The following is a 13,376-nucleotide window of genomic DNA, read 5'->3' on the forward strand; positions in this document are numbered from 1 at the left end:
TGTCTCTCTTTTTCAGGCGCGGGCCCAATGACCTTCGACCCCCAGGTAAACCTGACCAACTGCGATCGCGAGCCGATCCAGGTTCCCGGCAGCATTCAACCCCACGGCTGCATGCTTGCCTGCGATGCGTCAGCGACGGTCGTGCTGCGCCATTCGCTGAATCTGCCACAGATGCTTGGTGTGACAGGTGCAGTCAATGGCCAGAGGCTGAGCGCCTTATTCGGTGATGAAGTGGCTCACACCCTGCGCAACTCGCTGGCCCGCACCCGCGAAGGCACACGGCCATCGCAGACGTTCAGCATGCAGCTGCCTTCAGGTCAGGCGTTCGATGTTGCGGCCCACGTGTTCAAGGGCACCGCGATCATCGAGTTCGAGCCCGCCGGCGCCAGCATTGCCGAACCCATCGAACTGGCACGCACGCTGATCGCCCAGTTGCGCGAAGTCGACCAGACCCACAAGCTGTTCCGCGACGCCGCCCGTTTCGTGCGTGCGGTGCTCGGTTATGACCGCGTGATGATCTACCAGCTGGGTGCCGACGGCGCCGGCAAAGTCGTGGCAGAGGCCAAGCGTGGCGACCTGGAAAGCTTCCTTGGCCAGTACTTCCCGGCGTCCGACATCCCCCAGCAGGCCCGCGCCCTGTACCTGCGCAACCCGATCCGGATCATCTCCGACGTCAAGTTCAAAGCGGTTGCCATCGACCCGGTACTGGACCCGTCCGGCGAGCCCCTGGACCTCTCCTACGCGCACTTGCGCAGCGTTTCGCCGATCCATTGCGAATACCTGAGCAACATGGGTGTGGGGGCCTCGATGTCGATCTCGGTCATCGTCGGTGGCGAGCTATGGGGGCTGATCGCCTGCCACCATTACGCACCGCGCACCCTGGCCATGGGGCAACGGGTGGCGGCGGAAATGTTCGGCGAGTTCTTTTCGCTGCACATCGAGACCCTGCGAACCCGCCAGCACCTCGAAGCGGCCGTCAACGTCCACAAGGCGCTGGATGCGCTGCTGCGCGACGCCAACCATGCGCCCGACATCGAGGCATTCTTCCATTCGCGCCTGGGCGAATTTCAGTCGCTGATCCCGTGTGACGGCATCGGCATGTCGATGCAGGGGCGCTGGACGTCGACCGGCCTGACGCCACCCAAGGCGGCCATGGCCGACCTGCTGGGGCTGGCGCAGGAGGTCAGCGAAGGCCAGACCTGGGCATCCAACCGGCTTTCGATGGCGCTCCCTGCGGCCCAGGACTACTGCACGGAAGTCTCCGGCGTGCTGATCATCCCGATGTCGCAGCAGCCAAGGGACTACCTGATGCTGTTCCGCAAGGAGGTGGTCGAGACCTTGGACTGGGCCGGTGACCCGAACAAGACCTACGAGAGTGGCGCGCTGGGCGACCGCCTGACACCGCGCAAGAGCTTCGCGATCTGGAAAGAGACGGTGCACCGGCAATCACTGCCCTGGAGCGAGCAGGACCGGCAGTTCGGCGAGGCCATTCGCCGGGCCATCGTCGAAGTGGCATTGCACAACAGCGAGCTGCTGGCCAACGAGCGCTCGAAGGCTGAAATCCGCCAGCGCATGCTCAACGAAGAGCTCAATCACCGGGTCAAGAACATCCTTTCCTTGATCGGCGCACTGGTTGCCCACCCAACGTCCGAGGGCCAGACGCTCAAGGACTATGTGGCGACGCTCAAGGGCCGCATCCACGCGCTGTCCCTGGCCCACGACCAGGTGGTGCGCGGCGACGGTGGCGGGCGCCTGGCCACCTTGCTCGAGGCCGAGCTGTCGCCCTATCGCACCTCGACCGAGGCCATCGAGATGACCGGGCCCAATGTGATTCTCGACGCACGTGCCTATTCGGTGATGGCCCTGGTGTTGCACGAGCTGGCGACCAACGCGGCCAAGTACGGTGCGCTGTCGAGGGCCGGCGGCAGGCTCTGTGTCAGTTGGGCACTCGATGCAGGCAATGCCTGCGATATCACCTGGCGCGAGCGCAACGGGCCAACGGTTCGCCCGCCGAGCCGCCGTGGCTTTGGTACGGTGCTGATCGATCGCAGCATACCGTTCGACCTGGGTGGCACCAGCAACGTCGAATACCTGCCCGAAGGCCTTCAGGGCTTTTTCAGAATCCCGGCCAGGCACCTCTCGGTGGCCGCAGCGCCTGAAGCGCTACACCCCGCTACGCCGATGGCGCAACCGAACGCTGTGCTCGCTGCGCGCGCAGATGCCTGTGTGCTGATTCTGGAAGACCAGCTGGTCATTGCCGTGGGGCTTGAGCAAATACTCAACGATGCTCTGATCACCAACGTCATCACCGCTGGCTCCGAGCATGAGGCGATGAAGCTGTTGGGCCAGCGCACGCCTGACGCCGCGATACTGGATATCAACCTGGGCACCGGCACATCGATCTGCGTGGCCGATGAGCTGGTGCGGCGCCGCGTTCCGTTCCTGTTTGCCACGGGCTATGGCGATGGCGTCAGCATTCCGCAGCATTTGCAGGAGGTTGCGGTGATACGCAAGCCCTACGATGCCAATGCCATTCTGGCCAGCCTGCAGGCACTGCTTGCGCCGTGATCACTGGGCGCTGGCATCCGCCTCGTGGTCGTCGGCAAAGGCCATGAACATTGGCAGGTCGAGTACATCCAGCCTGATCTGGGCGATGAAAGCCGAAAACGCAAGATTGGCGGCGAGCCTGCGCATGTCGCAGGCCCAGGCCGGAATGTAGCTCGGCGCCTGGAGCCAACCGGACTCGAACAGCGGTGCCAGGCGCACGGTATCGGCCAGGGTCAGGCGCCCGGCAAACAGGTGGCCGACCAGTTCCGGTCGGTTGTCACGGATCGCCACGCGCAGCAGGGTATGCACACCCAGCAAGCCGGTCAGGTAGGCAGCATCCTTGGTAAAGGCCGAGCCACCGCGCAGGTCGGCACCGCGGAAAATCCGTTGGGTCGAGCGGAACGACTCTTGCGGCGACTGCCCGGCGTTCACAAAGCCTTCGAAGACTTCAATGAAGTCGGCGCCATCCAGTGCCTGCTGCACCGCCAGCGCACGCAGGGCGACACGGCGCAGGCGGTTGATGTCCATGCTGCCAGTGAACAGTTCGGCCAACGTGGCGATGCCCTCCTGGGTCTGGGTGGTCCGTGGCGCGCCCAGGCCAAGGCTCTTGAGGTTGGGCTGGTTGGCACCGTTCTGGGCGGTGGCAACATGCACGAAGGCCTCGTGCTGCAACAGTTGCTGCTTGTCCAGCTCGCTGAACAGGGCGCCAGCACGCAGGCGAATACGGCGGCTCCCGGCGATGGCCTTGGCGGCGAGGTTGGCATCCAGCACGATGCTGATCCGGTCCGGCCCAAAAAAACGGTCCACTTCCGGTTGCATCCAGGCAGCGAAGTCCTCGGCAGGAATGTCAGCCTCGGTTGGCGGAATCTGCTCGCTGCCCAGCAGGGCATCGGTGGTCTTGAGGAAGAAACCGGCCGCATCGAGCATGGTCAGTTGCTGCCTGGGGTAGAGAAAGTCCGGGCGCCGGTACAGCGCCGAGGAATAACGCGTGAAGTCAGGGGTGCCAATGGCCCCCAGCATGCGACCGGCGGTGGCATAGCTGCGTGCGGTCATCGCCAGGAAGCGCCCGGCTGGATGCCCTTGATCGCATTGCCCGACAAAGGCCTCCAGCGCGGCGATATCGCTGCTGTGCTCGCGCGGCTGCAACTGCACCTGGGGCAACTGCGCATTGCCGGCGCGCCACTGGCTGAGGAATACCTGCTCGATGCCATCCGGCCAGGCCAGGGCATCGAGCACGCGGATCTTGCGGGCAAGTCCTGGCAGCGCGGCATCGAGCTCGGACAGGGAGGCAGTACCCATGGCAGTTTCCTTGAGTCACCCAGCGTCATCTCGACAGCTTAGCCCGTGCCGGTTCTGTGCGTAGCCGCAGGGCCAGCAGCTGCCCTCAGCCCATCGGTGTGCCGCTGCGCCGTATCATTTGCGGCGTCTGACCGATCGTACGCAAGAACGCCCGCCTCATCCTTTCCCGGTCGGCGAAGCCTGCCTCCCGGGCAACGACTTCGATGGAATGCCCGCTGTCTTCGAGCAGCATTCGCGCCGCCTCGACCCGAAGGTGCTCCACCGCCTTGGCCGGCGATTGACCGGTTTCGGCAGTGAACGCGCGGCTGAACTGCCGGGGGCTCAGGTGCGAAACCCCAGCCAGTTCTTCCACGCTCAAGGTGTTTCTCAGGTTGCGCCGGGCGTAATCGAGGGCTTTCTGGATGCGATCGGACTTGGGTTCGAGGTCCAACAGCACCGAAAACTGCGACTGCCCACCGGCCCGGCGGTGATAGACCACCAATTTGCGCGCAACGATCCGGGCGGTTTCCAGGCCATGGTCCTGCTCGATCATGGCCAGCGCCAGGTCGATGCTTGCGGTCATGCCTGCCGAGGTCCACACAGGGCCATCGACGATGTAGATCCGGTCCGGTTCGACCTTGACCTTGGGGTAGCGCTCCTCCAGTTGCTTGGCAAACAGCCAGTGGGTCGTTGCCCGCCGGCCATCGAGCACGCCACTTTCGGCCAGGACGAAGGCGCCAACACACGGCGCGGCAACTCGACGAGCAGTGTCCATCGACGCGCGCACAAAGCTGGCAAGGCCGGTGGTGACCGGCATCACCGACGTGCCGGAGCCGAACATCACGGTATCGAATACCTGCCCACCGCCAAACGCGCGGGTCTCGATGCGAATACCCGCCGAAGACGTGATCAGCCCCCCGTCCTCCGACAGCAGTGTGACTTCGTAGGCGGGCTTGCCCAGGGTCAGGTTGGCGATCTCGAACGCCGTGATCGCCGTCAGCCCCATCAACTGAAAGCCTGGAAGGACGACAAAACCGAGGGTGTGCATACGGATACCCGATGTCCTAAAAGGTGTCTTATATGACATTTAAGGCATGACCACAAGGCAATAGGATGTCATCCAGACGCGGCGCACATCCCTTGCCGTAATCGCCGACATCCGGGGCGGCCGATAGCAGGTGGCACCCCCTTCATTAGCCAAGCTCAGACAGAGGACTGACCGTCATGAACGCTCAGGTCGACATCGAACCCGGCGCGGTCCTGGACAGCGACACCGCGCCTGTCAAAACCTTTGCCCGAGTAGCTGCCCTGCGCTTGGGCGCCCTGACGCTGGCAATCATTGCCGGCGTGGCCTGCGCGAGCCACTGGTGGGTCAGCGGCCGGTTCATCGAAGACACCGACGATGCCTACGTGGGCGCCGAGGTGACCGTGATCAGCGCCAAGGTCCCCGGCTACATCAGTGAAGTCGCGGTGGTCGACAACCAGTTCGTCAAGGCGGGTGACCTGTTGGCGCGGATCGACGTGCGCGACTACAACGCCGCCTTGACCAAAGCTGAAGGAGCCGTGGCGGCGCAGCATGCGCGCCTGGCCAATCTGGACGCGGTCGAACTGCTGCAACAGGCGGTCATCAGCCAGGCCAAAGCACAGATCGACGCGCGTAGCGCCGAAGCCCAGCGGGCCATGGATGACAGAACGCGTTATCAAAACCTGGTGCAAAGCCAGGCGGTCTCGGTGCAGAGCGCCCAGCGCGTCGACACGGCCTGGAAAACCGCGCAAGCCGATCGCGTCCACGCGCAAGCCGGCCTGCTGGCCGCACGCCAGCAGCTGGCCGTGATCGACACCCAACGCCAACAGGCACGCGCCGCACTGGCCCAGGCCGAAGCGGACCGCGAGCAAGCCCGGCTCAATGTCGAATACACCGAGCTGCGTGCGCCGGTCGATGGTTACGTCGGCAATCGCCGAGCCAAGGTCGGCGCCTATGCCGCAGCTGGTAGCCAACTGATTTCGGTGGTACCGGCCCACGGCTTGTGGGTCGACGCCAACTTCAAGGAAGACCAGCTGGCACGCATGCAAGTGGGCCAGGCCGTCAGCATCACGGCCGATATCCTGCCAGGGCGCACCTTCCACGGCCGTGTCGAGAGCATTGCGCCGGCCACCGGCGCGCAGTTCAGTGTGTTGCCGCCCGAGAATGCCACCGGCAACTTCACCAAGATCGTGCAGCGCGTGCCGGTGCGTGTCCGCCTGGCAGATGGCGATGCCGACTTCGGCGCCCTGCGCCCTGGTCTTTCGGTGCTTGCCGAAATCGATACCAAGGCCCCGCGCGAGACGCCTGCGGGCCTCGCCACGGCTAGCCAGCCATGAACAGCGAACTGCCGGTGCTCAGCCCCCGCCAGAAGGTGGCAGCGTTTGCCTCCATGTGTGTGGGAATGTTCATTGCCTTGATCGATATCCAGATTGTCTCGGCATCACTCAAGGACATCGGGGGTGGGCTGTCTGCCGGTGCGGATGACACCGCCTGGGTGCAGACGGCCTACCTGATAGCCGAGATCATCGTGATCCCACTCTCAGGCTGGCTGTCGCGGGTGATGAGCACGCGCTGGCTATTTGCCGCCTCGGCCGCGGGCTTTACCTTGACCAGCCTGCTCTGCGCAGTGGCCTGGAACATCCAGAGCATGATCGCATTCCGCGCGCTGCAAGGCTTTTTGGGTGGGTCGATGATCCCCCTGGTGTTCACCACGGCGTTTATCTACTTCAGCGGCCCGCAACGGGTGATTGCCGCCTCGGTGATTGGCGCCATCGCCTCGCTCGCGCCAACCCTGGGGCCAGCGGTTGGCGGCTGGATCACCGATGTCTCGTCCTGGCACTGGTTGTTCTACATCAACCTGGTGCCCGGTATCTTCGTCACCGTCGCTGTCCCCCTGCTGGTCAAGGTCGACCAGCCCAACCTGGCTTTGCTCAAGGGCGCCGACTACCTGGGGATGGGCCTGATGGCAGTGTTTCTGGGTTGCCTGGAGTACACCCTGGAAGAAGGGCCACGTTGGAACTGGTTCAGCGACAGCACAATTGCCACCACGGCCTGGCTGGCAGGCCTGTGTGGCGTTCTGTTCGTCTGGCGCAGCCTGAGGGTGGCGCAGCCCATCGTCGACCTGCATGCCCTGGGCGATCGCAACTTTGCCCTGGGTTGCCTGTTTTCGTTCATCACCGGCATCGGGATCTTCGCCACGATCTACCTGACACCGTTGTTCCTGGGCCGTGTGCGCGGTTACGGTGCCCTCGATATCGGCCTGGCGGTGTTCTCCACCGGGGTATTCCAGCTATTGGCGATCCCGGTGTACGCCTTTCTCGCCAACCGTGTGGACTTGCGCTGGATACTGATGTTGGGCCTGGCGCTGTTTGGCCTGTCGATGTGGGACTTTACGCCCATTACCCATGACTGGGGTGCCAGGGAGCTGTTGTTGCCCCAGGCCATTCGAGGGTTCGCACAACAAATGGCGGTGCCGCCGACGGTCACGCTGACCTTGGGGGCGCTGTCGCCGGCACGTCTGAAGCTCGCCTCGGGCTTGTTCAACCTGATGCGCAACCTGGGCGGCGCGCTGGGCATCGCGGCTTGCGCCACGATTCTCAATGACCGTACCAACCTGCACTTCTTGCGCCTGGCCGAGCACCTGAACATTCGCAACGAGACCATGAACACCTGGCTCGAACAATGGCATGACGGCGCCCAGGCACTTGGCCAGAACAGCTCGCAAGCTAGCCAGACTGCACTGCATCAGCTCTGGGCATTGACCTGGCGCGAAGCGCAGACAATGACGTACGCCGACGCCTTCCTGGTCATCATGCTGTGCTTCGCGATCGCCACGCTACTGGTCCCGTTGATGCGCAAGGTCCAGCCACCACGGCAACCGTCGGCGGATGCCCATTGACCCGGCCCAGGCAGCCGCCAGGGCCGGCCAGGTCATCGCCGCCGCGTCATGCCTTGACCACGGCCAGCATGCTCGCTGCGTCGCTGACCTCGAACTTGCCAGGCGCCTCCACCGCAACGTGCTTGACCACGCCATTGTCGACCAGCATGGCGTAGCGTTGCGAACGCCGGCCCAGGCCACGGGCCGAAAGGTCCTGGATCAGCCCCAACGCCTCGCTGAACTCGCCGTTGCCATCGCCGATCATCCTCACCGCCTCGCCCACCTGCAGGCTATTGCCCCAGGCGTTCATGACGAAGGCATCGTTCACCGAAACACAGAGAATTTCGTCAACGCCGGCCGCGAACAGCGCCTGGGCTGCGGCCACATAACCTGGCACGTGACGCTCCGAACAGGTCGGCGTGAACGCACCGGGCAATCCGAAAATCAGCACTTTCTTTTGCTTGCAGCGCTCAGCCACGGAAAACGCATTCGGGCCGATCGGGCAGGCGCCCTCACTGCTGTTGTACTCGTAGAGCGTCACATCGGGCAGTTGCTCGCCGGGCTTGATCATCGCTGTCTCCTGGGTAGGCAAGGGGCTGAGGCTGGTATGATGCAGCATTCCACCACACCGGGTACATGATGCTCGCTCCAGGCCCCCTCACCCACCGCGAAGTCAGCCAGTTGCTGCGCGAAATCGCCCTCGGCGTGCGCAGCATGCAGCGCCAGGGCGATGCCAGCTGGGCGCAGATCGGCTGTGGCCCGATGACACTGGCATGTGACGGCTGGCAAATCACGCTGTTCAACGACAACAACGCGCTGGCTTATTGCGTCAGCTGCCTCAGCCCATGTGGCCGGGCTTACGTGTTCGAAGCCGCGCAGGGCTTTGGCAGCAACCCGGTGGAGTGGTTGAGCACCTGGGAGCACCGCCAGCTCGGGATGCTCCTGGGCAATCTGTAATCAGCCGCGCAACTGGTACCAGGTGGTCTTCAACTGCGAGTACTTGTCGAACGAGTGCAACGACAGGTCGCGGCCGAACCCGGACTGCTTGCCACCGCCAAACGGCACGGTCACATCCAGCGCATCGACCGTGTTGACCGACACCGTACCCGCCTTGAGCGCACGCGCAACCCGGTGCGCACGGTTCAGGTCATCGCTCCACACCGACGCCGCCAGCCCGTAGATGCTGTCGTTGGCCAGGCGGATGGCCTGTTCCTCGGTATCGAACGCACTGACTGCCAGCACCGGGCCGAAGACCTCGTCCCGGGCAAGGCTCATGCCGTTGTCGACGCCAGCAAAGATGGTCGGTTCGATGAAATTGTCCGAGGCCCCGATGGTCAGGCGCCGCCCGCCACAGACCAGGCGCGCGCCCTGCTCCGAGGCCAGGCCGATGGCCCGGGCGATGCGCGTGGTCTGTTCGCCATCGACGATGGCGCCTGCACGGCTGTCCGGGTCCAGCGGGTTGCCTGGCAGCCACTGGCGGGCCTTGGCCTGCAGGCGTTCGATGAATTCGTCATGGATCGCGCGCTGCACATACAGCCGCGAGTTGGCCGAACACACTTCGCCCTGGTTGAAGAAGATGCCAAAGGCGGCCTTCTCGGCGGCCAGGTCCAGGTCCTGGCAGTCAGCGAACACCAGGTTCGGGCTCTTGCCGCCACACTCCAGCCACACCTGCTTGAGGTTGGACTGTGCCGAGTACTGCATGAAGTACTTGCCGACCTGGGTGGAGCCAGTGAACACCAGGCAGTCGACGTCCGGGTGCAGGCCCAGCGCGCGACCCGCCGTTTCGCCAAGGCCCGGGACCACGTTGAGCACGCCCTCCGGCAGGCCGGCTTCCAGTGCCAGTTCGGCCAGGCGCAAGGCCGAGAACGGCGATTGCTCGGCGGGCTTGAGGACCACGCTGTTGCCCGCCGCCAGCGCCGGGGCGAGCTTCCAGGCGGCCATGTCGAGGGGGAAGTTCCACGGTACCACGGCCGCGACCACCCCCAGCGCTTCGCGGGTGATGGTGGCCAAGGCGTTGGCCGCGGTCGGTGCGATCTGGTCGTAGAGCTTGTCGAGTGCCTCGCCATACCAGGCGAAGACGTGGGCCGAACCCGGTACATCGATGTTGTAGGCGTCCATGACCGGCTTGCCCATGTTCAACGAGTCCAGCAGCGCCAGCTCTTCGCGGTGGGCCATGATCAGCTCGGCCAGGCGCAGCAGCACCTTCTTGCGCTCGCCGGGCGCCATGCGTGGCCATGGCCCCTGCTCGAACGCCCTGCGCGCTGCGCTGACGGCAAGGTCGACGTCGGCCTGGTCACAGGCAGCGACACGGGCAAGGACCTGTTGGGTGGCGGGGTTGATGCTGTCGAACGTTGCCCCGCTGGCTGCCCCGACCTGGCGGCCGCCGATCAAGGCCTTGTCTCGCAAGCTCAGGCCTGCAGCGCGCTGTTGCCAGTATCCAAGATCGTACATACACACTCCTGACGACCGTCCGTGCGGTCCGCTTGTTATGGGTCTGGCGAACATTCTTGGCCCAGCCGCAGGCCTGGCGAAACCAGCTTTTTGCTGCCCCTTGCAGAGGAAAATGCTCGCCAGCGCCGGGCGCCAGGGTTTACGCGACTGGCGCAGGATGCTCCCCCCAAAGGGTGATTTCGAGGGTTCCCCGAGTGTGGGAGCATTCGAGCCGCCCCACCCCAGCCACGCCTCTGATCAAACGCCCTTACCAGTAGCGAGCCCGCTCGCCTACTGCAGCTTCCTGCATCCCATTTCAGGAGTCAGCCATGCATACAACAACAAATACAGCCCATCCCCATCAGCCAGCATCACCCAGCAACGCTTCAGGTCGTTTCAGAAAGTCCATGGGCATGACCGCGCTGGTGCTGTTCGGCCTCGCCTACATGGTCCCGCTCGCCGTGTTCACCACCTACGGGCTGGTCACCCAGATGACCAAGGGCCACCTGCCCATCGCCTACCTCCTCACCCTCGCCGCCATGCTGCTCACCGCCTACAGCTACGGGCGCATGGTCCAGGCCCACCCCTACTCCGGTTCGGTCTATACCTATACGCGCAAGGCGTTCGGCAGCCACTTCGGCTTCATCGCCGGCTGGACCTTGCTGCTGGATTACATTTTCCTGCCGCTGCTCAGCTACCTGCTGATCGGCATCTACATGTCCGAGTACTTCCCGGCCATCCATGCCTGGGTGTGGGTCGCCGGGTCGATTGCCTTGGTGACGTTCCTCAACCTGATCGGTATCGAGTCGATCACAAGGGTCAACTGGATCCTGGTGGTGGCGCAGTTGGTGTTCATCGTGGTGTTCGTCGCCCTCTCCATACGCCACGTGGGTAGCCAGGCTGCGCCGGTATCGCTGCTGGCACCGTTCCACCATGAAGGCTTCAGCGTGCCGCTGATCATGACCGGGGCGGCGGTGCTGTGCTTGTCGTTCCTGGGCTTTGATGCGGTGTCGACCATGGCCGAGGAAACCAGCAACCCGACCCGGCGCATACCGCAGGCGATCATGGCGGTGTCGCTGATCGGCGGCCTGCTGTTCCTGGTGGTGTCGTACTTTGCGCAGATGGTGTTCCCCGACTGGGCCAGCTTTGCCGACCCGGATTCGGCTTCGGTGGACGTGATGCGCCGTGTGGGGGGCGAGTACCTGGTGACGGCCTTCACCGCGACCTACGTGGCGGGTTGCTTCGCTTCGGCGATGGTGTCCCAGGCCAGCGTGTCGCGGGTGTTGTTCGCCATGGGCCGCGATGGCGCGTTGCCGCGGGTGTTCGGCCAGCTGGTGACGAAGAAACGCGTGCCGGCGGCAGCGATCATGCTGGTCAGCCTGCTGTCGCTGGTGGCGCTGTTCATTACCCTGGATACCGTGGCCAACATGATCAGCTTCGGCGCGCTGTTCGCCTTCTCGGCGGTGAACCTGGCGGTGGTCAAGCACTACCTGGTGGACCAGCAGTTGCGAGGGATGCGCAACTGCCTGCTGTACGGCGCCATTCCAGCGCTTGGGTTCCTCAGCACGATCTGGTTGTGGACCAGCCTGTCGAGCATGTCCTTTACCATTGGGTTGTGCTGGATGGGCGCGGGGTTTGTTTGCTTGCTCGGGCTGACCAAGGCGTTTCGGGTGAAGTTGCCGGAGTTGCAGATGGCTGAATGAACGGGGAGTTTTGAGCGGCTGGCAAGTGCCTGCCGATGGATTTTTTGCGCCTGTGAGATCGAGCGCCGCCCGCGCGGCGCTCGATTTCACAGGCGCTGCACCTCTTGAGGCATACACCCTGAGCCCCACCCCACCCCTGAATGGTATGATCCCCCGTTAAACGTTTCAGTATGTTTCACAAGGGACCCCAATGTCTGTTCAGGAATCACCGCCACTCGCCGTTTCCAAGGGCGATGTCGGCAAGATGGAAGCTGCCATGGCGCTCGGCAGCTTCGCCATCGGCACCGGCGAATTCGCCATCATGGGCCTGATGCCCGATATCGCCAGCAACCTGCAATTGAGCGAGCCACAAGTCGGCCACGCCATCAGCGCCTACGCGCTAGGTGTGGTAGTCGGCGCCCCGGCCCTGGCCATCCTCGGTGCCAAGCTGCTGCGCAAGCACCTGTTGCTGTTGCTCATGGCACTGTATGCCCTCGGCAACCTGGCCACCGCCTTCGCCCCGTCATTTACCAGCATGGTTGCCTTCCGCTTCATCAGCGGCCTGCCCCATGGCGCCTACTTCGGCATCGCCGCCGTGGTGGCGTCGAGCATGGTGCCCAGCAACCAGCGCGCGGGCGCCGTGGCGCGGGTGATGATGGGCCTGACCCTGGCGATGCTGCTGGGCAACCCGGTGGCAACCTTCCTCGGCCAGTTCTTCGGCTGGCGTTCAGCGTTCATCCTGGTGGGTGCCATCGCCCTGTGCACCATCGCGCTGGTCTGGCGTTACGTGCCGCAGCGCCACGATGAACCGCGCAGCGACCCGCGCAAGGAGCTGCAAGCCTTTACCCTGCCGCAGGTGTGGATGGCGCTGGGCATTGCCGCGATCGGCTTTGCCGGCATGTTCTGCGTGTTCAGCTACCTGGCGCCGACCATGCTGCAAGTGACCCAGGTGGCGCCGGAGTGGATCCCCTTCGGCCTGGCCGCGTTCGGCGCTGGCGGCATCATCGGCAACATTGCCGGCGGCAAGCTGTTCGACCGCCTGCAGTTCCGCGCCGTGGGCCTTGTGCTGGTGTGGTCGGCGGCCGTGCTGCTGTTCTTCAGCTTCGCCGCCCACGCGCTGTGGTCGGTGCTGTTGGGGATCGGCCTGGTCGGCACCATGATCGCCCTGGCCGCGCCGCTGCAGATCCGCCTGATGGACATCGCCCATGAAGCGCCGAGCCTGGCGGCCGCTTCCAACCATGCTGCCTTCAACCTGGCCAACGCCCTGGGTCCCTGGTTTGGCGGCATGGCCATCAGCGCCGGGCTGGGCTGGACCAGCACCGGGTATATCGGTGCGGCAACGGCAATGGCGGGGTTGCTGATCTATCTGGTGGCACGCCGGATGAAGGGCGGGCACTGAGCTTTCTGCCAGGTGCCTGTCTTGAGTTTTCAGGGGGGGCATGAATCGAGCGCCGCCCGCGCGGCGCATCGCGGATAAATCCGCTCCTACATTTGTTGCAACGTGCCGAACCTGTTACGCCATGGTTGCCAGCCTTGG

10 protein-coding genes are annotated in these 13,376 nt (G+C 64.3%); 6 read left to right on the forward strand and 4 right to left on the reverse strand.

What is annotated here, in order from left to right:
• Positions 1-27 precede the first annotated feature (27 nt).
• Positions 28-2,568: an HWE histidine kinase domain-containing protein gene (locus ACIPZ5_RS18505; RefSeq protein ID WP_400810025.1), complete on the forward strand. Its 2,541-nt coding sequence runs from the start codon at positions 28-30 to the stop codon at positions 2,566-2,568.
• Here ACIPZ5_RS18505 and ACIPZ5_RS18510 read toward each other — a convergent pair whose 3' ends face one another.
• Together ACIPZ5_RS18510 and ACIPZ5_RS18515 are read right to left on the reverse strand one after the other, a co-directional pair.
• Positions 2,569-3,846: a flavohemoglobin expression-modulating QEGLA motif protein gene (locus tag ACIPZ5_RS18510; RefSeq protein WP_400810026.1), complete on the reverse strand. Its 1,278-nt coding sequence runs from the start codon at positions 3,844-3,846 to the stop codon at positions 2,569-2,571.
• Between the two features lie 85 nt (positions 3,847-3,931).
• Positions 3,932-4,873: a GlxA family transcriptional regulator gene (locus ACIPZ5_RS18515; RefSeq protein ID WP_400810027.1), complete on the reverse strand. Its 942-nt coding sequence runs from the start codon at positions 4,871-4,873 to the stop codon at positions 3,932-3,934.
• Positions 4,874-5,049: 176 nt separating this feature from the next.
• Here ACIPZ5_RS18515 and ACIPZ5_RS18520 point away from each other — a divergent pair, with 176 nt between their 5' ends.
• Together ACIPZ5_RS18520 and ACIPZ5_RS18525 are read left to right on the forward strand one after the other, a co-directional pair.
• Positions 5,050-6,186, forward strand: coding sequence for an HlyD family secretion protein (locus tag ACIPZ5_RS18520; RefSeq protein WP_400810029.1), 1,137 nt, complete (start codon positions 5,050-5,052; stop codon positions 6,184-6,186).
• A complete protein-coding gene (locus ACIPZ5_RS18525) occupies positions 6,183-7,748 on the forward strand; it encodes a DHA2 family efflux MFS transporter permease subunit (protein WP_400810031.1) in 1,566 nt (521 codons plus the stop codon). Before ACIPZ5_RS18520 ends, ACIPZ5_RS18525 begins: the two co-directional genes overlap by 4 nt.
• Before the next feature lie 46 nt (positions 7,749-7,794).
• Here the strand turns inward: ACIPZ5_RS18525 and ACIPZ5_RS18530 are convergent, their stop codons facing one another.
• On the reverse strand, positions 7,795-8,298 hold the full coding sequence (locus ACIPZ5_RS18530; protein WP_400810033.1) for a peroxiredoxin: 504 nt from the start codon (positions 8,296-8,298) through the stop codon (positions 7,795-7,797).
• 65 nt (positions 8,299-8,363) lie between these two features.
• Between ACIPZ5_RS18530 and ACIPZ5_RS18535 the strand changes: the two genes are divergently transcribed.
• Complete coding sequence (locus tag ACIPZ5_RS18535; RefSeq protein ID WP_400810035.1) at positions 8,364-8,684, forward strand: hypothetical protein; 321 nt, start codon at positions 8,364-8,366, stop codon at positions 8,682-8,684.
• Here the strand turns inward: ACIPZ5_RS18535 and ACIPZ5_RS18540 are convergent, their stop codons facing one another.
• On the reverse strand, positions 8,685-10,178 hold the full coding sequence (locus ACIPZ5_RS18540; protein ID WP_400810036.1) for an aldehyde dehydrogenase: 1,494 nt from the start codon (positions 10,176-10,178) through the stop codon (positions 8,685-8,687). It abuts the gene before it with no gap.
• A gap of 308 nt (positions 10,179-10,486) precedes the next feature.
• Between ACIPZ5_RS18540 and ACIPZ5_RS18545 the strand changes: the two genes are divergently transcribed.
• Positions 10,487-11,860 (forward strand): APC family permease, encoded by a 1,374-nt coding sequence (locus ACIPZ5_RS18545; RefSeq protein WP_400810037.1) that lies wholly within the window; start codon positions 10,487-10,489, stop codon positions 11,858-11,860.
• Positions 11,861-12,050: 190 nt separating this feature from the next.
• Positions 12,051-13,238 carry an MFS transporter gene (locus tag ACIPZ5_RS18550; RefSeq protein ID WP_400810039.1) on the forward strand — a complete coding sequence of 396 codons (1,188 nt, stop codon included), beginning with the start codon at positions 12,051-12,053 and terminating at the stop codon, positions 13,236-13,238.
• Positions 13,239-13,376: the final 138 nt, after the last annotated feature.

Origin of the sequence: Pseudomonas sp. NPDC089428, assembly GCF_044749325.1 — a bacterium.
GTDB lineage: Bacteria > Pseudomonadota > Gammaproteobacteria > Pseudomonadales > Pseudomonadaceae > Aquipseudomonas.